This is a genomic window from Candidatus Villigracilis saccharophilus, from assembly GCF_016711665.1.
In genome coordinates this window covers 25,921-45,958 of sequence record NZ_JADJSO010000038.1, presented here as the reverse complement: position 1 = coordinate 45,958, position 20,038 = coordinate 25,921, and the positions used below count along the sequence as shown (strand labels likewise).

The window sequence follows — 20,038 nt, the reverse complement described above, 5'->3', positions numbered from 1 at the left end:
AAGAAACGCCTTTTGAGGCGTTTCTTCATCAAAGTTCATAATTCAAAATTAATATGCAAATTGTTAGATGAAATACTACCTCGGGATAGACATCGGCTCAACCAAGACCGCCGCGCTGATCGTGGATGAATATGGCAACCATATCAGTGAATGCCGGGGCGGGCCGGGCAACCGCAATGTTGTCGGATTCGCCGGCATGGAACAATCCATGCGCGAAGCTTTGGATGGCGCTCTCACAACCGCAAACATTCATGCAGATCAAATTGCAGGGGCAGGTTTTGGCATTGCAGGATACGACTGGTCTGCAGAAGAACCCTGGATGCGACAGACGATCTCCAACCTCGGGTTGAACGCCCCGTACATAATGGTCAACGATGTAGTGCTTGGCTTGCTGGCAGGTACGAGCGAAGGCTGGGGAATTGCGGTCGTCTCTGGTACTGGATGCAATTGCCGCGGCTGGGATAAAGAACACAAACGCGAAGGCCGTGTTACCGGATACGGTTACTATATGGGCGAAAACGCAGGTGCAAGTGAACTAATCGTTCGCACCATGCAGATCATCGGTTACTCGTGGACAAAACGCCTGCCGCCCACCTTGCTGGCGGAAGCCTTCATCAAATACGCCGGCGCAAACAACCTTGAAGACCTCATTGAAGGATACACAAAAGAACATTATGTGATTGGTGCTGATGCCGCTCCCATTGTTTTTCAAACCGCCGCACAGGGAGACGCCGCAGCACAACGAATTGTCAAATGGGCAGGCATGGAACTTGGCGAGATGGCCAAAGCGGTGATCCGCCAACTTAATTTTGAAACCCTCGAATTTGAGATCGCCCTGATCGGATCCATGTTCAAAAGCGGAGAGCCGCTCATCACCCCCATGCGCGAAACAGTCCATGCCATCGCGCCCAAGGCAAAATTAATTCCTGCCGAAGTGAAACCGGTTGTCGGTGCTGTATTATTAGGAATGGAAGCAAGCGGATTACTCTTGACATTGGAACAGCGAAACCAGATCAAAAGATTGCTTGCACAATAAAGCCCAGCGCTTCTTTTCTGACCCTTTGCCTGTTCGGCGCACGAATGGCATTTTTTTCGTCCAGGCAAACTCCAACAATACCTGAGAGTTGAAAACGATCTCATAAACCGCGCGCCACTAAAACTCGTCTCCAGAAAATCCATAAGCAATTCGCCATTCATACAAAGCGTTCATCCTTTATTTACAAGGCACCACTGGACAGCTTGTGGATCTTTAGCAAACACACCTTGAAGGAGTAAAGAATGTCGAAACGCCTTATTATTAACTCGGACGATTATGGACGCAGTCCTGATATCTCACGCGGTATCCGCGAGTCGCACCTGCGCGGAGTGGTCACCTCCACGACCTGCATGATGAACATCCCCACCACCGCAGTGGATATTGGCGTCGCCATGCGCGAAACGCCCAATCTTGGATTGGGTGTTCATCTCGTTTTAACGGCTGAAAAACCGATTCTCCCGCGTGATCAATTAAAAACGATCACCAACGAAGATGGCAGCTTTTTAAAACTAGCCATCCTCCTTTCAAAATTAGATCAAATTGACATGAGCGAAGTCAAAGCAGAATGGCGCGCTCAGATCGAGGCCTTTATTAACGCGGCGGGACGCAAGCCAACGCATCTTGACTCTCATCACCATTCTTCCTTCTTTTCACCTGCCCTATTCCGCGGAATGCTTGAATTGGCAAAAGAATATGACTGCTCGATCCGTTTTCCGTTCACAAACAATATTTCAAGTGAACTGAAACAAACTTTTATAGAAGGCCCTTCCCTGATCAAGGAATTCAATCCGCGCCATCCCGATGTTTTCATCGTTGATTTTTACGATGAACAAGCTACGCAGGAAATTCTGCTCGGCATTATCAACAACCTCAAAGACGGATCAACTGAGATCATGTGCCACCCTGGTTATGTGGACGATGCCTTCGCGAAAGAATCATCCTATAACTCACAGCGCGAAACAGAATTAAAGATCCTCACTGATCCAGCCATCAAACAAGCCATTCAAGCGCGCAGCATTGAACTAATTACATTTGCAAATCTGTGACCGTAGACCGCAGACAATAGACCATTTTGTTACGGTCCACCGTCTATCGCCATTGTCAAATCACCACCCTTTCAGAGGTACCCATGTCACGTATTGATGATCTGCTCGAACAAATGACTCTCGACGAAAAAATATCCATGCTCGCAGGCGCGGATTTGTGGCACAGTGTCGCCATTCCACGGCTGGGTATTCCGCAATTCAAAACAACCGACGGCCCCAACGGCGCGCGCGGTGCCTGGGGAAGCATGGGGACGCCTTCGGTTGCCACACCCATCGGCGCGGCGCTTGGCGCGACATGGAATCCCGATCTGGTTGAAAAAGTTGGCAACGTATTGGCCGATGAACTCAAAGGCCAAAGGCGCGCACATCCTGCTTGCCCCCACGGTCAACATCCACCGCACACCCATCGCGGGACGCAACTTCGAATGTTATTCCGAAGACCCTTTCCTGAGCGGCATGATCGCGAGCGCATATATCAAAGGAATTCAGGATCATAACGTCGGTGCCTGCATCAAACATTTCATTGCCAACGATCAGGAATACGAACGCTTCTCGATCAGCTCCGAAGTGGATGAACGCACATTGCGCGAAATTTATCTTGAGCCGTTCCGCATTGCGATTCGCAATGCCAATCCGTGGGCGGTGATGTCTTCATACAACCGCGTCAACGGGACCTATGCCTGCCAGTACGACCACTCCCTGCTTGAAATTCTCAAAGGTGAATGGGGCTATGAAGGTATCGTCATGTCCGATTGGTTCGGCACGTACGATGAAGCAGTCCCCACCAGCGGACTTGATCTCGAAATGCCAGGCCCTGCGCGTTGGATGTCGATCGAAGTTGTGAAGAAAGCAATCGCCAACGGCTCAGTCACAGAAGCTGTGATCAATGATAAAGTGCGTCGTTTGTTGGGTGTGCTTGAAAAGGCAAATCTGTTTGAAAACCCAACGCTCCAGCCTGAACAAGGGAAGGACAAGCCTCAGCACCGCAGAATCATTCGTCAGGCCGCGCAGGAAGCGATCGTCCTCCTCAAGAATGACGGCACGCTTCCGCTCAAGAAAGTCAAATCCATTGCGGTCATCGGCCCATATGCAAACGCCGCGCAGATCCTGGGCGGCGGCAGTTCATCGGTCGCGCCGCATTATGTCATCACCCCGTTTGAGGGGATCAAGAATCGCGCAGGCAAAAACATCAAAGTGGATTACGCGCCTGGGTGCTTTATCCACAAGAACCTGCCTGCGCCTGCCCCCGAAACATTATCCACCGCAGACGGACGCATCGGACTTAACCTCAGCCTGTTCAACGGGACTGAAGGTTTTGGCGACGCTGTTTATTCTGAAACCACAACCCGCGTTCAGCATGGATGGTTTTACACATCTGTTCCCAAGGTGGACCAGGAATCCTTTTCCATGCGCATGGAAGGATTCTTCACACCGAAAGAATCAGGCACCCATACCTTATCGCTTTCGGCTGTTGGCTGGGGCAAACTTTATCTAGATGGCAAACTCATCATCGACCATTCATCTGAAACAGATATGGGCAAACAACTCATCGCTGAAATAAAGCTCGAAGGCGGAAAAGCATATCCCATTAAATTGGAATATTACTGGCAGGGCAGTCCTCGCTGGCGCGGAGTCAGCATCGGTCATCAACCGCCGCATTCGAAAGACCTGATCGGCGATGCGGTGAAACTTGCAAAGAAAGTTGATGTGGTTGTACTGGTCGCCAGCTTAAATGGTGAATGGGAATCCGAAGGCTTTGACCGCGCAGACATGAAACTCCCTGGCGCGCAAAACGAATTGATCGAAAGAGTCACCAAAGCCAATAAAAATACCATTGTAGTTTTGAACGTCGGCTCGCCCACAGAAATGCCGTGGATCGAAAAAGTGCCAGCCGTGATCCAGCTTTGGTACAACAGCCAGGAACAGGGCAATGCCCTCGCTGATATTTTATTCGGTGACGAGAATCCATCTGGCAAATTACCGACCACCTTCCCCGTGCGTTTGGAAGATAACCCTGCGTTTATCAATTACCCCGGTGAGAATGGGAAAGTCCGCTATGGAGAAGGCATCTTTGTCGGCTATCGCTACTACGAGAAAAAGAATGTCTCTCCGCTATTCCCCTTCGGTCATGGACTTTCCTACACCACATTCAAGTATAGCAATCTGCGCGTCAGCAAAAAAGCGATCACGCCCGATCAGACAGTCAATGTAAAAGTAGATGTGGCCAACACAGGCAAAGTATCGGGCAAGGAAATCGTTCAACTGTACGTACGTGATATCAAGTCCACGTTTGCAAGGCCTGAAAAGGAACTCAAAGCCTTCAAGAAAATTGAACTTAATCCACAGCAAACCAAAACAGTAACATTTACCCTCGACCGCGAAGCCTTCTGGTATTTCAATTCGACCATGAACGTCTGGGCAACGGAGGCGGGTGAATTTGAAATTCTCGTCGGCTCATCCAGCCGCGACATACGCTTGAGTGGAAACGTCACACTTGAGGCAGAAAAACGCGCCGCCCGGTTGCATGCAGGTCTCACCATCAGCGCCCTGCTCAACGACCCGAATGGCCGCGCAATTCTTTCCAAACATATTGGCGGATTCCTGCTCATGGAAGATATGAAAATGGCCGCAGAACTAACCCTCGAACAAGTTGCGTTCAATCACCCCGGTTTTGTACCGCAGACAATGGTTGAAAAAATAGAAAAAGAATTGGCGCAAATAAAATAAATTTATCGTAGGGGCGCAGCAATGCTGCGCCCCTACACAGCACGCGCACAATTTTGATATGGAGACAAAATGACATTCACAAGAAAACTTGGCCGTTCTGGTATTGAAGTAAGCGCCCTCGGCATGGGATGCTGGGCCATCGGCGGGCCGATCTGGGAAAAAGGCACGCCGCACGGCTGGGGCGAAGTGGATGATAACGAATCCATCCGCGCCGTTCATCGTTCCATGGAATTGGGCGTCAACTTTTTTGATACGGCCAACTTGTACGGCGCGGGTCACAGCGAAAAAGTTCTTGGGCGCGCATTCGCAGGCAGGCGCAAGGATGTTGTGATCGCGACAAAATTCAACGCCGTGTTTGATGAACAGGCGCGTGAGTTACTCGGTTCTGATACAACCCCAGCAGGCATTCGCAAAGCCTGTGAAGAATCACTGCGCCGCCTCGATACAGATTACATTGACCTGTATCAATTCCACGATAATGGTTTCCCCGTTGATAAGGCGGAACCTGTACGAAACACGTTGGAAGAATTGGTCAGCGAGGGCAAGATCCGCGCCTATGGGTGGAGCACCGATTTTGCAGATCGCGCGGAATTCTTCGCGCAGGGAAAACACTGCGCCAGCATACAACTTCAATTGAACGTGCTTGACAACAACACGGAGGTGATCGCGGTCTGTGAAAAATATAACCTCGCGGCGATCAACCGCGGACCTCTGGCGATGGGCTTGTTGACCGGAAAATATTCCGCTTCCACAACACCGTCCGCGGATGATGTGCGCGGCGTAAACAGCCCTTCGTGGATGAAATATTTCAAAGACGGCAAGCCCAACCCCGAATGGTTGAAGATGATGGAAGCAGTCCGTGAGATATTGCAAAGCGGCGGACGCACTCTTGCGCAAGGTGCGCTGGCGTGGCTGTGGGCGCGCAGTGAGCAAACCCTGCCCATTCCCGGATTCCGTACCGTGGCACAGGTGGAAGAAAATTGCGGCGCAATGAAATTTGGCGCGTTAACTGCGGAACAAATGAACGAGATCGAAATTCTTTTGAAGAGATGAAAAATATTTGAGTTTAGTCAATTTTAGTAAATCACAATTCTGGAGTCCATCAGCTTGCTGATGGATAAACAACAAAACACGGGACGCGAAATGCATGAAATTAGCCCTTTTGACTTTTCTTTTGGCCTTTCGTAGTTCATTCAGCCGCTCGGACAGCAAGCTGTCCGACTCCAGAGTAAAACCTGTGACTTATTGAATTTAGTTACTCCATAGAAGAGGTATTATGCATTACGGTCATTTTGACGATCAAAATCGAGAGTACGTTATTGAAACCCCCGAAACACCCCTGCCCTGGATCAACTATCTCGGCAGTGAAGCCTACTTCGGATTGATCTCCAACACCGCGGGCGGTTATTCATTTTATAAAGATGCGCGCCTGCGCCGCCTGACCCGCTATCGTTACAACAACGCTCCCCTCGATATGGGCGGGCGCTATCTCTACCTGCGCGATAATGCGAGCGGCAAATACTGGTCACCTTCATGGATGCCCACACGTACAAAACTTGACGAGTACGAATGCCGGCATGGTCAGGGCTACACCATCATCACATCCAAAGTCAATGGGATTAAATCCTCCACCCGTTATTTTGTTCCGCTCGGTGAGAGTCTCGAGATCTGGCAGGTGACCCCTGACCAACGAAAGCGGATCTGACTCCGACCTGAGCCTGTTCTCAGCCATTGAGTTTTGTCTGTGGGATGCAAATGACGATGCCATCAACTACCAACGCAATTATTCGATTGGACAGGTTGAGATCGTTGATGATGTCATCTATCACAAGACAGAATACCGCGAACGCCGTGATCACTTCGCCTACTTTGCCTGTTCTGAAAAATTAGCCGGCTATGATACGCAGCGCGAGTCTTTTCTCGGAAACTATAAGGGCTGGGACCAACCTCAAGTTGTTGAATCAGGCCGCTCGTTAAATTCCGAAGCGCATGGCTGGCAGCCGATCGGGTCGCAGCATGTTAAAGTCCATTTGAAGGCTGGGGAACGAAAGCAAATTGTATTCATCCTCGGTTATCAAGAGAATCCAAAAGATGATAAGTTTGATCCGCCTGCTTCACAGATCATCAACAAGAAGCGAGTCAAGCCGATCATTGAAAAATATTTACAAATAGAAAATGCGGATAAGGCATTCAATACTCTGCGCGATCACTGGACCATGCTGCTTGAGAAAATTCAGGTGACCACGCCTGACACTGATACGAATCGCATGGTGAATATTTGGAACGCCTATCAATGCATGGTGACGTTTAATATGAGCCGCTCGGCTTCGTATTTTGAAAGCGGCATCGGGCGCGGTATGGGATTCCGTGATTCAAATCAGGACCTGCTTGGATTTGTACACATGATCCCCGAACGCGCGCGCGAAAGAATCCTTGACATATCTGCAACTCAACTCAAGAACGGCGGCGCATTCCATCAATATCAACCGCTGACCAAACGCGGCAATAATGATGTTGGATCCGGCTTCAATGATGATCCCGCGTGGCTGGTGCTGGGGGTTGCGGCGTATATCAAGGAAAGCGGTGACTGGTCTATTTTGGATGAACAAGTCCAATATGAAAATGAAGAGGGAACCGAGTCACCTTTGTATGAACACTTGCAGCGTTCCATTCAATATACACTTGACCGCCTCGGCCCAAATAATTTACCGCTCATCGGCCGCGCGGATTGGAATGATTGTTTGAACTTGAATTGTTTCTCCGATACGCCAGGGCAATCCTTCCAAACAACAACCAATAAAGATGGCACAGTCGCGGAAAGTGTATTCATTGCTGGGTTGTTCGTGCTGGCATGTGGTGAAATGAAAGGTATGGCGGAAAATTATGTCGAAGGTCAAAAGTCGAAAGTCTCTCTGACATTTGACCTTCAACCTTCAACGTTTTACTCAAACGCTTCTGCTGAAATGGAAAAAACCATCTGGGCTGCAGGCTGGGACGGCGAATGGTTCCGCCGCGCTTATGATAATTTTGGTCATGTGCTTGGGTCGAAGGAAAACGCCGAGGGCAGTATCTTTATCGAACCGCAGGGCATGTGCATTATGGCAGGCTTGGGTGTTGAAAATGGAAATGCTGTCAAAGCACTTGATTCAGTGGCTGAACACCTTGCAACGCCGCATGGAATTGTGCTGCAACAACCTGCGTTCAGTCAGTATTATTTACATTTAGGTGAGATATCATCCTATCCCCCTGGATACAAAGAGAACGCGGGTATCTTTTGCCACACCAACCCGTGGATCATGATCTCTGAAGCGATGGTCGGACGCGGAGAGAAGGCTTTTGATTATTACAAGCGCATCAACCCATCGGCGCGCGAAGAGATCAGTGAACTGCACAAGTGCGAGCCGTATGTTTATGCTCAAATGATCGCGGGCAAAGATGCGCCCACCCATGGCGAAGCCAAGAATTCATGGTTGAGCGGAACAGCCGCGTGGAATTACACCGCCATCACACAATACATCCTCGGCATTCGTCCAACGTTCGACGGGTTGAAGATCGATCCAGCCATTCCTGCGGATTGGGATGGATTCACAGTCACACGAAAATATCGTGACGTAACCTATCTTATCAACGTGACAAACCCGAAGCACGTCAGCAAAGGCGTGGAATCAGTCACAGTCAACGGGAAGCAGATCGAGGGAAGTGTGATCCGCGCAGAAGACGGCTCGGGCGAAGTGACTGTCGAAGTGGTGATGGGGTAACAGCGTAGTCCCCTCTTCCATTCGCTTTCATTGAAAATAAAATTTGCAGATCGATCAGTATGTAGTTTTCAAAAATTATTGGAGTACACAATGGCAAACAAAATTATTTTTCCAAAAGATTTCCTGTGGGGTGCGGCGACGGCTTCGTACCAGATAGAAGGCGCTTGGAATAAACACGGCAAGGGCAGATCGACCTGGGACCGTTTCACGCATACCCCAGGAAAATAAAAAATAATGATACAGGCGATGTGGCCGATGATCATTATCGTCTTTGGAAAAAAGATATCGCCTTGATGAAAAAACTTGGCTTGAAAGCATATCGATTCTCGATCTCATGGCCGCGCATTTTTCCAACGGGACGCGGCAAGGTTAACAAAAAAGGATTGGATTTCTACAACCGTCTGGTGGATGGTTTGCTGGCAGCGAACATCACCCCATTCGTTACGCTTAATCATTGGGATCTGCCGCAAGCCCTGGAGGATGAAGGCGGCTGGACTGTCCGCTCAACCGGGGATGCGTTTGTGGAATACGCGGATCTTGTCTCCCGCACATTGGGCGACCGTGTAAAGAGTTGGATCACTCAAAACGAACCCGCTGTGGTCGCGTGGATGGGCTATGAGAACGGCATTCATGCCCCGGGAATAAAAGATCCAACCTATGGGCTTGCTCTACGGGCGGCACACCATCTCCTTGTATCTCACGGACAGGCCGTGCCAGTGATCCGCCGCAACAGCTCAAACGCGGAAGTTGGTATCACGCTCAATATTAATTGGGCGGCGGCGGCTTCCAACAGCAAAATGGATCTAGACCTCGCCCGCACCGAAAGCGGGAAATGGTTCCGCTGGTTTGCCGACCCTGTGTATGGCCGCGGCTATCCGTCGGATATGGTTGAATACTTTTCAAAACTTGGCGGGCTGCCAAACGGCTTGGATTTTGTACAGGCAGGCGACATGGACACGATCTCCTGTCCTACGGATTTCATTGGCCTGAACTATTACAGCAGAAACCTTGCCCGCTCGGATGATCCGAACAATGATCCACAACTAGTTTTTCCGCATCCTAAAACACCCGAACATTGGACGGAAATGGGCTGGGAAAACTATCCTGATGGACTCACAGGAGTTCTGGGGCGTGTGTATTTCAATTACAACCCGTTGAAGATTTACATCACAGAGAACGGCGCGAGCTATTCCACGCCGCCGGATGAAAATGGAAATGTCTCGGATGTCGATCGGACAAATTATCTACGAACCCATTTCGCTGCCGCGCATCGCGCCATGCAGGCAGGCGTGCCTTTGGCTGGATATTTTGTCTGGTCATTGCTGGATAACTTTGAGTGGAGTCATGGCTACAGTCAACGCTTCGGCATTGTATGGGTGAACTATGAAACTCAGGAGCGCATCTTAAAAGACAGCGCAAAATGGTATAAGGGCGTGATCAAAAAGAATGGGTTTTAGAAATAGTAATCCTCAGTTCTTTCGGAGATAAGCTTCGCAAGAATTGAGGATTTTTTCTGTCTGGGAAGGATCAAATATCCATAGGAGCAAGAATGAGGAACCAGAATTTATCAACGCTTTTCATCGGAGATACTGTACAAAAATGGTCAGAGCGGGAAGTCAAAGGGGAATACGTCACCATGCTTAGAAGCACATTTTATAAAATAAAAAATTATGACGGCATGCCGCCGTTCTTTATGAGCATCGTCAGCAGTTCGAATCACTGGCTCTTTATCTCATCCACAGGCGGGCTATCGGCTGGGAGGGTCAGCGCCGAACAATCCCTGTTCCCCTACTACACCGATGACAAGCTGACGGAGAACAGCGAAAACACGGGAAATAAATCCATACTGCTGGTCACACGCGGCGAACGTAAAAATTTATGGGAACCGTTTTCAATACGCTATCATGGGGTTTATCAAATTGAACGAAATCTTTATAAAAATGTAATTGGCACCAGCATTATTTTTGAAGAGGTCAATCACAGTCTGGGAATAACCTATCGGTATGCGTGGCGAACCAGCGACACTTATGGCTTCATCAAAACGACCTGGCTGCAAAACTTTGGAGACTCGTCCTGCCAGATCGAGCTGGTTGATGGACTGCAAAATATTCTGCCCGCCAATATCACCTCAACGACTCAGAATACGTTCAGTCCTCTTTTGGATGCATACAAGCGCAGCGAACTTAACCCTGAAACTGGTCTGGCCATCTTTGCATTAAATTCCACTTTGACGGATCTGGCTGAACCCAGCGAGTCCCTGTTGGCGACAACGGTCATACAGCTTGGACTCGATCAAGTGGAGTATCTGCTCTCATCCGCGCAACTTGACAACTTCCGTGCTGGACTTGGTGTGACAATGGAAACCGAAGTGCGCGGTCAGCGCGGCGCGTATTTTGCGCACGCTGTTCTTGAACTCGCTTCAGGGGCAGAACATGTCTGGCATCTGGTGGCAGATGTCAGCAAGGATGACGCGGCAATTGTCAGTCTTGCTAAAAAACTAAAAGGAAATCGATCCAATCTGGTAGAAAATCTCGAATGCGATATCGCATTAAATAGTTTAAACCTCGAGAAGATTGTCGCCAGCGCGGATGGATTGCAAGTTTCCAGCGATCAACTTTGCACAGCCCACCATTTTGCCAACGTCATGTTCAATGTTATGCGCGGCGGTATATTCGCTGACCAGTATCAGGTACACACAGAAGATTTCATTGAATTCGTGTCTGTCCGTAACCGCATAGTTCTCGATGAGAATGCAACTTTCTTTTCTGAATTGCCTTCAGAAATTAATATCCTTGACTTGCATATGCGGGCGGAAGCAAGCGGCTCAAATGATTTAATCCGCTTGAGCTATGCATACCTGCCGCTGTCGTTCAGCCGTCGGCATGGCGACCCAAGCCGCCCGTGGAATCGATTCGCGATCGACATCAAAAAACAAGATGGCTCGCCGCAATTAAGTTACGAAGGCAATTGGCGCGACATCTTTCAAAATTGGGAAGCGCTTGCTTATTCATATCCAGAATATATCGAAAGTATGATCTGCACATTCCTGAATGCCGCAACCGCGGATGGATACAATCCATATCGGATTACCCGCCAGGGAATTGATTGGGAAATTCCCGAACCAGATAATCCCTGGGCCAATATTGGTTACTGGGGTGACCATCAGATCATCTATCTTCAAAAATTAATGGAGATCAGCGCGAAGGTACATCCCGGCAAATTGCAGGAATTTCTTTCCAAACCGATCTTCAGCTTTGCCAATGTTCCCTATCGCATAAAACCTTATGCTGATCTGTTAAAAGATCCATTCAATACGATTGAATTCAATTGGGATTTGGAAAATGAAATTGAGCTGCGGGTAAAAGAACGAGGGACGGATGGTAAATTATTGTATGCCCAAAACGGGCAGATCGCTCACGCCACGCTTGCAGAAAAACTTTTGACTCTACTGCTCGCAAAATTGGTGAACTTTGTCCCGGAAGGCGGCATCTGGATGAATACTCAACGACCAGAGTGGAATGACGCCAACAACGCCCTGGTTGGTAAGGGTCTGTCTGTTGTAACGCTATGTTATTTGCGGCGCAGTATTGAGTTCTACAAAACAATATTGGAGCAGTGCGCCCTCAGTACAGTTCAAATTAGTACAGAAGTTTATGGACTCTACTCGCAGATATTCCAAATATTAAAAGAATTCAAGAACTCGCTAAACACCTCTTTTAACGATGAACAAAGGCGCGCCATGATGGATGCGCTCGGTCAGGCTGGCAGTGCCTATCGCTGGAATTATTATTCGCAGGGGTTCTCAGGAAACGATACTCAAGCATCGCTCCCCGATGTCATCGCATTTCTCGACCTGGCGCAGCAATATATCGAACATTCATTGCGTGCCAATAAGCGCAGTGACAATCTGTATCATACCTACAACACCCTGCGGCTCAATGACAAGTCGGCATCGGTCAAACATTTGTATGAAATGCTCGAAGGTCAGGCCGCCATCCTTTCATCAGGATTGCTTTCTGGCGAAGAGTCATTGGCGCTTTTGGAAAGTTTGAGACACAGTCCGCTTTACCGCGCAGATCAACACAGCTATATTCTCTATCCTGATCGGCAACTGCCGGGTTTCCTCGAAAAGAACCGCATGACATCAGATCAGGTGCGTGATCTGGCATTAGTCTCAAAACTTGTAGAGGATGAGAATAAAACCCTCTTTGTCAAGGATGAAGAAGATAATTACCACTTCAGCAGTCATATCCGCAATTTGAAAGATGTAACCCGCTTATTGGATGCTCTAAAAGAGCAACCGCAATATGCCGAACTGGTAAAGACTGATGCGGTGAAGATTGAGAGTTTGTTCGAAGATATTTTCCAGCATACGGAGTTCACCGGGCGATCTGGAACTTTTTTCGCCTATGAAGGTCTGGGAAGCATTTACTGGCACATGGTTTCCAAATTACTATTGGCAGTACAGGAAACAATCATCCGCACGCGAAGCGAATCAACCACCGGCGCGTTAATGGATAAGTATGCCGATATTCGCAAGGGATTAAGTTTTAATAAAACTGCTGAAAATTACGGCGCCTTCCCCACTGATCCCTACTCACATACTCCCAAAGGTCAGGGAGCAAAGCAGCCCGGTATGACAGGCCTGGTCAAAGAAGAGATCTTGACCCGTCAAGCGGAACTTGGTTATTTCATCGAAAATGGAAACCTAGTGTTTGATTTTCTGATGTTAGACAGAAATGAATTTCTTGCCGCTCCCACAGTATTTAACTATTTTGATATTGACGGGCAGCCGCAGCAAATTGATCTAGCAGCAGACTCCCTGGCTTACTCGATTTGTCAAATTCCTGTGATCCTTCAATCTTCAAACAAGGATGCCATCACCGTACATTTCACCAATGGAAGCATTAAACAGATCGAAGGTCATGTTTTGGATACTGTCAACAGCGGGCATATTTTTCAGCGCGATGGAGTTGCACATCACCTGATTGTGTCGATAAGTTGAGCACGTTCTTCCAAAGGGACGGTTGGTCTTGTCCACCATAAACATAAGACCCCGATCAGATAACCTGAGGCAGAGAGCGCATATAACCAGCGTGCACCGATCAGGTCAAAGATGGCTCCTGAGACGGGAGCAGCTATGATATTAACCAACCCCGCAATGGTGACACTAAACAATGCCAAGATGGTTCCAGTCTCTGTAGATTGTGTACGGCTGCTGATCAACCCGATAAATGAGATCGTATAAAAGCTGAACGCGACGCCGCCAACAAAGCGGATCACCATGATCGTGGAAATGAATGGCAGGATCAACACTGCAAGACGTTGAAACAAGGTTATCCCCACAGCAAGCAGCAGTAATCGGTGCGGACCCACCCGACGCATGATCCTGTCCGAGTAGATCATAAAGGGAAGCTCAACCACGGCACTTAGAACACCTGCCACCGAAATAATCTGCTTGGATGCGCCAAGTTCAGCCAGGAAAACATTTTCAAACTGTAAAACACCATTGTTAAGAAAGCCAATGGCAACAAGCGCCAAGGCAAATCCAAGCAAAACTTTATCCTGCCAAATAAATTGAAGGGCCGCGCGCACATTTGGCTTCGGTTGATCGGAGATTTGCGGTGAACTGAAGTAGTGTGGTTTGATAAAAAAAATCAAGCCTGCCGCGATCAACCACATCAGGCAAATTCCGCTAAAGCCGGCGATAAACCCAAATTGCGCGACCAGCTTTCCCGATGAAAGAAGGCAGACGATCCAGCCCAGTGAACCCCAGGCGCGCACGCTTCCGTATCCATTGCCTGATTCCTGTGCAACTGTCACAGCCATTGAATCAGCCAGGGGCGCGATGCCTGAAGCCGCAAGTGAATGCAGAAACACAACCAGAAGAATAAATGGAAAATAATTTTGCAGACCGAGGATGTAATATCCAATTGCACCAAGGATCAATGCGACCTGCAAAATGCGGCGGGCTTGAGGGCGTCGCTTGACCTCACTTACCCACAAAGGCGAGACCACCATACCCACAATGGCGCTAGTGGATGAGATAAAACCGATCTGCTTCCCATTAAGCCCAAGACTGATATAAAAGAGATTCATGAACGGCAGAATGAATCCCCAGCCGCCCATAAAGGCAAAGTAATACAGGCGCGCAAAGGTCAGGTCGTTGAAATTTATTTTAGATTTTGAATTCATTTTGAGGTTTTGCAAGTATATCATTCGGTTGGTTTTATAATAAAAGGAAGAACTGGTCGTAAAGCAACCTTACCATGCTAACTGATAGAATCAGCGCCACATCTGTTGATTCTAATTAAGCGGCTATCAAATTGAGGTCGCTCAATCCGAACGACCTCAATTTGATAGTTGAAGGAATAAAAATTATTAAAATTGAACATGCTTATGGAGATTTTATGATACCTACCTTGACATTTGGCTGCACTGGGCACCAAAGCACCCGCACGATCTTCGGCGCTGCGGCGTTTTGGGAAACTCCACAAAAAGAAGTCGATGCCACCATGGATCTAATCCTGCAAAACGGGATCAATCATGTTGATACTGCCGCCAGCTACGGTCTAGCCGAACAGGTATTGGGAGATTGGATTCGCCGGCACGGAAAACAGTTTTTCCTCGCCACCAAAACAGACCAGCGCACGAAACAAACTGCCTATGATCAAATTCGCCGCTCACTCGACCTGCTGCATGTTGATCAAGTGGACATGATCCAAATCCACGCGCTGCACGAAGAACCCGACTGGTCCACAGCCTTTGGTCCTGACGGCGTGATCGAAGCAGTCATCCAGGCGCGCGATGAAGGCCTTGCCCGTTTTATCGGTGTCACGGGGCATGGAGTGCCTGTCCCAGAATTTCATTTACGCTCGCTTGCCCAATTCGACTTCGACGCTGTCCTCCTCCCATATAGCTTCATGATGATGCAGAATCAGCGCTACGCTGAAAACTTTAACAAAGTATTGGCGATATGTAAAAACCGCAATATTGCCGTGCAAACGATCAAAGGGATTACACGCTCACCCTGGAACGATGTACAGCAGAACCACACCACCTGGTACCGTCCACTTGAAGATCAGGCAGACATAGATCTGGCCATGCACTGGGTTTTGGGCAACCCGCAGGTATTCCTGAACACTGCAGGAGATATCAATCTTTTACCAAGCATTCTTGCCTCCGCGCATCGTTTTGAGTCCCGACCCACCGAAAGGCAAATGCTAGACCTTGGCGAGCGGCTAAAAATGGAACCGTTGTTCAAATAACCATAAAGATGTTTTTTCGCATAAACGACAATTTGCCATAAATTAAAAGGAATATCACATTGCCTAAACCCATATCGTCCCTGCTTACCTTTTCACCCGCCATTCGGAATTATGTTTGGGGGGGACAAAGTTTGCTTTCTCTTGTTGGTCCAAATACGGCATGGGACGGCAAGCCGATCTCCGAGGTATGGTCCCTTTATGAAGGAAATCCAGTAACAAATGCGGAGTTCACCGGGCGTACACTGGCTGAAATAGTTACAGAATACCCAAATGAAATTCTTGGCGAGATCACCGTTTCAAAGGGAAATAAACGCTTTCCTTTGCTAATCAAATTACTGGACTGTGCAAGCTGGCTTTCTTTGCAGGTACACCCTAATAATGAACAAGCCTTGCAATTAGAAGGTCTCAATTTCATTGGCAAGACAGAAGCCTGGCACATTCTGAATGCCGAGCCAGACGCACATTTAATAGCCGGGATTAAGGCTGGTACTTCCATCGAAACCCTGCACGCGGCGATCGGCAATGAAACAATCCTCGATCTGGTGGAATATCACAAGGTACAAAATGATGATACGATCTTTGTACCCGCGGGAACCATCCACGCCCTGGGGCCGGGATTATTGATCTATGAAGTCCAGCAGACCTCTGATTTAACATATCGCATATTTGATTGGAACCGCCCCCAAAACAACGGCAGGGTTTTACATATTGAAAAATCCACAGCCGTGACAAATCCCCTTTCACAGGGAAAAATTTTCCATCATCAGAAAACAGGCGGCCCGGCTACAAGTCTTGTTAAGTGTCCGTATTTCCATCTTGAAAAACTTTCGGGGACTCAAGAACGGGATACAAAGGGGCTGAGTTTCCATGCTCTGACAGTGACCTATGGCGAGGCTCGCGTTTCCTCTTTGGGCAGCGACGTGGTACTGCGCAAATTCGACAGTGTTCTTGTTCCTGCCGCTAGCGGGAAGTATCGGCTTGACGGAGTTTTCCAGATATTATGCTCTTCAGTATCTGAGTAATATCATCGCAAGTAAATACATTGATTTAATGGTAAAAACGAGATCGGTTCACATTCTTTCTGAATACCCATGAAACTCCCACCTGCCCTGATTCTTTTCCTCTGCCTTATTTTGACAGCCTGCCATACCTTTGCCACACCCAAACCCCAATCGCGCACATTGACAATCTTCGCCGCCGCCTCATTGACTGACGCATTTACCGAAATTGGCACTGCATTTGAGTCGGTCAACCCCGGCGTCACCACCTCGTTCAACTTTGCGGGCTCCCAAGCCTTGCAGACTCAAATCGAAGAAGGCGCACCCGTGGATGTATTTGCGCCTGCCAGTGGCAGGGAAATGGATGCGCTTGTGACCGGCAACTTTGTTGCGGCTGACGCGGCGCAAATCTTCCTGACAAATGAACTGATTGTTATCCTGCCGGTGGACAATCCTGCGATGCTTGGAAGCCTGGAAGACCTCGCCAACCCTGGAATCAAATTGGTATTTGCATCCGAAGAAGTTCCTGTCGGGAAATATACCCGCCAGGCTCTGGATCTCATGGATACTTCATTTGGGTATGGCTTCAAGAATATGGTTTTGGCAAACATCGTTTCCAATGAAGAAAATGTCAAACAGGTAGTTGCCAAAGTCCAGCTTGGCGAAGCGGATGCGGGCATCGTCTATGTTTCCGATTCGATTGCCGCATCAAACTTGAACTCCATTGCGATTCCAGCCAACTTGAATGTCGCTGCAAAATATCCCATTGCGCCGCTTGTCAAGTCTAAAAACGCCGAGCTTGCAGCCCAATTCATTGAGTTCGTTCTTTCTGCAGAGGGGCAAGCCGTCCTGGCAAAATGGGGATTTGCGCCCGCCAAAAAATCCTGATTGCCACATGACCAAATTTCGAGAATTCTCCCGCCATGTCTTAGGAGAAGGATATTCCAAGTGGATACTCCTGCTTCCAAGTTTGATTCTTCTGGCTTTTTTCGCGGTGCCTTTGATCGCATTGATTTATCGCTCCATCGGTCCTGATTTCTTTGCGAACACACTTTCAAGACAGGCGTTTCAAGCACTTAAACTGAGTCTGGTCACGAGTTCCATTACCACCATCCTGGCAGTGATATTTGGAACGCCCATGGCTTACCTATTAGCGCGAGGGAAATTCAAACGCAAGGCATGGATGGAGTTGATTCTTGACCTGCCCATTGTCCTACCGCCTTCTGTGGCAGGGCTGGCGTTGTTAGCTGCATTTGGACGCAGGGGATTGATTGGCGCATACTTAAACGAAATCGGAATCAGCATTCCGTTCACAACAGCCGCAGTAATCATGGCACAGATGTTTGTCGCCGCTCCTTTACACGTCCGCTCGGCGCGAATTGGATTCGCACACATTGACAAACAACTTGAAGAAGCTGCCTATGTAGAGGGCGCAAATCAATGGCAGCTTTTCCATGAAGTTATGATCCCTATCGCCATCCGCGCGCTTGCCAGCGGTGCCATTCTGACATGGACGCGCGCGCTTGGGGAATTCGGTGCAACGATCCTGTTTGCGGGAAATTTAGAGGGTGTTACACAAACCATGCCCGTAGCTATTTACATTGGCTTTGAGCGCAATCTAGGCGTGGCGCTGGCATTATCCGTTCTGTTAATTTTTGTATCCGTGGTTTTATTGATGATCACTAAACAATTAGACAAGGAAGAAGAGTAGAAACTGAAAGATCAAGAATTTTCATCAGATCGTAAAAAGCGGATAATTCCATCAATTTAAAATGTTTTCTGAACTAGCCGTAGGTTCATCAAAAACTCACGCGCTCATCCCAGACGAGTCTTTGATGTATATAAAATATGGCAAAGTATGGGCGAAGTTCTTTCAAGCATACACCACACGATTGCCCCCCGCCCGCTTTGCCATATACATGGCTGCATCAGCATTACTTAATAATTGATCGTCGGTGCTGTCTGGGATCGCAGTGGCGACCCCCATTGATATCGTTAACATGACTTCACCGGCGCAGGTTAAAAGCGGAGATGCGGCAATGACAGACACCAATCTTTCGTAGAGTTTTTTATAACCTGCCTCATCACTCTCCGGCGCCAATACCAGAAACTCATCACCACCTAAACGGCTAATTGAGTCATACCCGCGCAACTGGGTTCTTAAGATCTGCGCAATCCCACGGAGCACATCATCCCCGGCTTGATGCCCGTACTTGTCATTAATATGCTTAAAATTATCCACATCAAAAAAACCAATACTAAGTTTTTTTCCATCCTGATCAAGACGACCACGTTGGATTCGAGATAGTTCTTTGGAAAGTTGTTCGAGAATGGCGCGCCGATTAAGAATCCCAGTTAACGGATCACGAGTCGCCAGATGCTCCATGGAACGCTTTGCTTCATAAAGACTGGTCTGTAATTCAAGCGTGCGCTGTCCCACCCTGATCCTGGCTAATAGTTCCTCGTGCTCAAAGGGCTTCTTTATATAGTCATTCGCCCCGCCTTCAAGTCCGGATAAAATATCGCTTTTTTCATCCTTGCTGGTCAATAGAATGATATAAGGCGGCTGTTCAGTGACGCGGGCACGCACTTGCCGAATCACTTCCAATCCATCCATTTTCGGCATCATCCAATCCAAAATGACCAGGCTTGGCGCATCTGGCCGTTGAAGAACATCCCAGGCAGCCTGACCATCGTTGACTGCAATGGGATCATAGCCCCACTTTCCCAAGATGCCTGCCAGAATGATACGCGAAGTGAGATCATCCTCGGCGATAAGGATGGGAGGTTTGTTTTTTTCCGTATTATGAAATAAGTTTGAGTCTGTGTAATTCATTCAGCAATTTCTCTTTCTCAATGGGCTTGGTCAGGTAGCCATCACAAAGACCCGAAAACGCGCCGATCTTATTTTCCGAATCATCAAGCGCCGTAGTCATAATAATTTTCGAGCCATCACTGGTTTGGATACCTCGATCCTGTTCCATTTGTCTGATCATTCTTAACGCCTGCTGCCCGTCCAAGCCCGGCATCATAATATCCAGGCAGACCAGATGATACGGATCGTCCGTCATCAGAGCCAGGCGAACCGCTTTCACAGCTTCCTCTCCATTCACCGCGACATGCGCCAACCCAAAGCTTTTCAACAATTCCTGCATAAGCATACGGCTGATAAGGTCATCTTCAACGATCAATGTCTTCATGGTTA

At 48.4% G+C, this 20,038-nt stretch carries 12 protein-coding genes and 2 pseudogenes; 11 read left to right on the top strand and 3 right to left on the bottom strand.

What is annotated here, in order from left to right:
* Nucleotides 1-67: 67 nt before the first annotated feature.
* The 7 genes and pseudogenes from IPL17_RS12760 (at nucleotide 68) to IPL17_RS12730 (ending at nucleotide 13,572) form a co-directional block, all read left to right on the top strand.
* Nucleotides 68-1,036, top strand: a complete 969-nt coding sequence (locus tag IPL17_RS12760; RefSeq protein WP_345307470.1) for a BadF/BadG/BcrA/BcrD ATPase family protein — start codon at nucleotides 68-70, stop codon at nucleotides 1,034-1,036.
* A gap of 242 nt (nucleotides 1,037-1,278) precedes the next feature.
* Complete coding sequence (locus IPL17_RS12755) at nucleotides 1,279-2,082, top strand: carbohydrate deacetylase (RefSeq protein ID WP_345307469.1); 804 nt, start codon at nucleotides 1,279-1,281, stop codon at nucleotides 2,080-2,082.
* A gap of 165 nt (nucleotides 2,083-2,247) precedes the next feature.
* Complete coding sequence (locus tag IPL17_RS12750; RefSeq protein WP_345307468.1) at nucleotides 2,248-4,809, top strand: glycoside hydrolase family 3 C-terminal domain-containing protein; 2,562 nt, start codon at nucleotides 2,248-2,250, stop codon at nucleotides 4,807-4,809.
* A gap of 69 nt (nucleotides 4,810-4,878) precedes the next feature.
* Nucleotides 4,879-5,862, top strand: coding sequence for an aldo/keto reductase (locus IPL17_RS12745; RefSeq protein ID WP_345307467.1), 984 nt, complete (start codon nucleotides 4,879-4,881; stop codon nucleotides 5,860-5,862).
* Between the two features lie 223 nt (nucleotides 5,863-6,085).
* Nucleotides 6,086-8,567, top strand: a pseudogene (locus IPL17_RS12740) (glycosyl transferase).
* A gap of 90 nt (nucleotides 8,568-8,657) precedes the next feature.
* Nucleotides 8,658-10,024 (top strand): annotated as a pseudogene (locus IPL17_RS12735) (GH1 family beta-glucosidase).
* A 92-nt stretch (nucleotides 10,025-10,116) separates the two neighbouring features.
* Entirely contained in the window at nucleotides 10,117-13,572 is a 3,456-nt protein-coding gene (locus tag IPL17_RS12730) for a hypothetical protein (RefSeq protein WP_345307466.1), read from the top strand.
* Here IPL17_RS12730 and IPL17_RS12725 read toward each other — a convergent pair.
* Nucleotides 13,548-14,762 (bottom strand): MFS transporter, encoded by a 1,215-nt coding sequence (locus IPL17_RS12725; RefSeq protein ID WP_345307465.1) that lies wholly within the window; start codon nucleotides 14,760-14,762, stop codon nucleotides 13,548-13,550. The genes IPL17_RS12730 and IPL17_RS12725 overlap by 25 nt on opposite strands.
* A 215-nt stretch (nucleotides 14,763-14,977) precedes the next feature.
* On the opposite strand from IPL17_RS12725, the gene IPL17_RS12720 reads away from it, so the two are divergent.
* The 4 genes from IPL17_RS12720 (at nucleotide 14,978) to IPL17_RS12705 (ending at nucleotide 18,544) form a co-directional block, all read left to right on the top strand.
* Nucleotides 14,978-15,835: an aldo/keto reductase gene (locus IPL17_RS12720; protein ID WP_345307464.1), complete on the top strand. Its 858-nt coding sequence runs from the start codon at nucleotides 14,978-14,980 to the stop codon at nucleotides 15,833-15,835.
* 59 nt (nucleotides 15,836-15,894) lie between these two features.
* Nucleotides 15,895-16,857, top strand: a complete 963-nt coding sequence (locus IPL17_RS12715) for a type I phosphomannose isomerase catalytic subunit (protein WP_345307463.1) — start codon at nucleotides 15,895-15,897, stop codon at nucleotides 16,855-16,857.
* A gap of 69 nt (nucleotides 16,858-16,926) precedes the next feature.
* Complete coding sequence (gene modA / locus IPL17_RS12710; RefSeq protein ID WP_345307462.1) at nucleotides 16,927-17,721, top strand: molybdate ABC transporter substrate-binding protein; 795 nt, start codon at nucleotides 16,927-16,929, stop codon at nucleotides 17,719-17,721.
* 7 nt (nucleotides 17,722-17,728) lie between these two features.
* Nucleotides 17,729-18,544: an ABC transporter permease gene (locus IPL17_RS12705; protein ID WP_345307461.1), complete on the top strand. Its 816-nt coding sequence runs from the start codon at nucleotides 17,729-17,731 to the stop codon at nucleotides 18,542-18,544.
* A gap of 162 nt (nucleotides 18,545-18,706) precedes the next feature.
* Here IPL17_RS12705 and IPL17_RS12700 read toward each other — a convergent pair whose 3' ends face one another.
* Nucleotides 18,707-19,669 carry a diguanylate cyclase gene (locus IPL17_RS12700; protein WP_345307460.1) on the bottom strand — a complete coding sequence of 321 codons (963 nt, stop codon included), beginning with the start codon at nucleotides 19,667-19,669 and terminating at the stop codon, nucleotides 18,707-18,709.
* Nucleotides 19,638-20,033, bottom strand: coding sequence for a response regulator (locus IPL17_RS12695; protein ID WP_345307459.1), 396 nt, complete (start codon nucleotides 20,031-20,033; stop codon nucleotides 19,638-19,640). The genes IPL17_RS12700 and IPL17_RS12695 overlap by 32 nt, the downstream gene beginning before the upstream one ends.
* Nucleotides 20,034-20,038: the final 5 nt, after the last annotated feature.

Bases quoted from the DNA above. Each gene is read 5' to 3' on its own strand.
- IPL17_RS12760 (WP_345307470.1), top strand. From the start codon at position 68: ATGAAATACTACCTCGGGATAGACATCGGCTCAACCAAGACCGCCGCG.
- IPL17_RS12755 (WP_345307469.1), top strand. From the start codon at position 1,279: ATGTCGAAACGCCTTATTATTAACTCGGACGATTATGGACGCAGTCCT.
- IPL17_RS12745 (WP_345307467.1), top strand. From the start codon at position 4,879: ATGACATTCACAAGAAAACTTGGCCGTTCTGGTATTGAAGTAAGCGCC.
- IPL17_RS12730 (WP_345307466.1), top strand. From the start codon at position 10,117: ATGAGGAACCAGAATTTATCAACGCTTTTCATCGGAGATACTGTACAA.
- IPL17_RS12725 (WP_345307465.1), bottom strand. From the start codon at position 14,762: ATGAATTCAAAATCTAAAATAAATTTCAACGACCTGACCTTTGCGCGC.
- IPL17_RS12720 (WP_345307464.1), top strand. From the start codon at position 14,978: ATGATACCTACCTTGACATTTGGCTGCACTGGGCACCAAAGCACCCGC.
- modA (WP_345307462.1), top strand. From the start codon at position 16,927: ATGAAACTCCCACCTGCCCTGATTCTTTTCCTCTGCCTTATTTTGACA.
- IPL17_RS12705 (WP_345307461.1), top strand. From the start codon at position 17,729: ATGACCAAATTTCGAGAATTCTCCCGCCATGTCTTAGGAGAAGGATAT.
- IPL17_RS12700 (WP_345307460.1), bottom strand. From the start codon at position 19,669: ATGAATTACACAGACTCAAACTTATTTCATAATACGGAAAAAAACAAA.
- IPL17_RS12695 (WP_345307459.1), bottom strand. From the start codon at position 20,033: ATGAAGACATTGATCGTTGAAGATGACCTTATCAGCCGTATGCTTATG.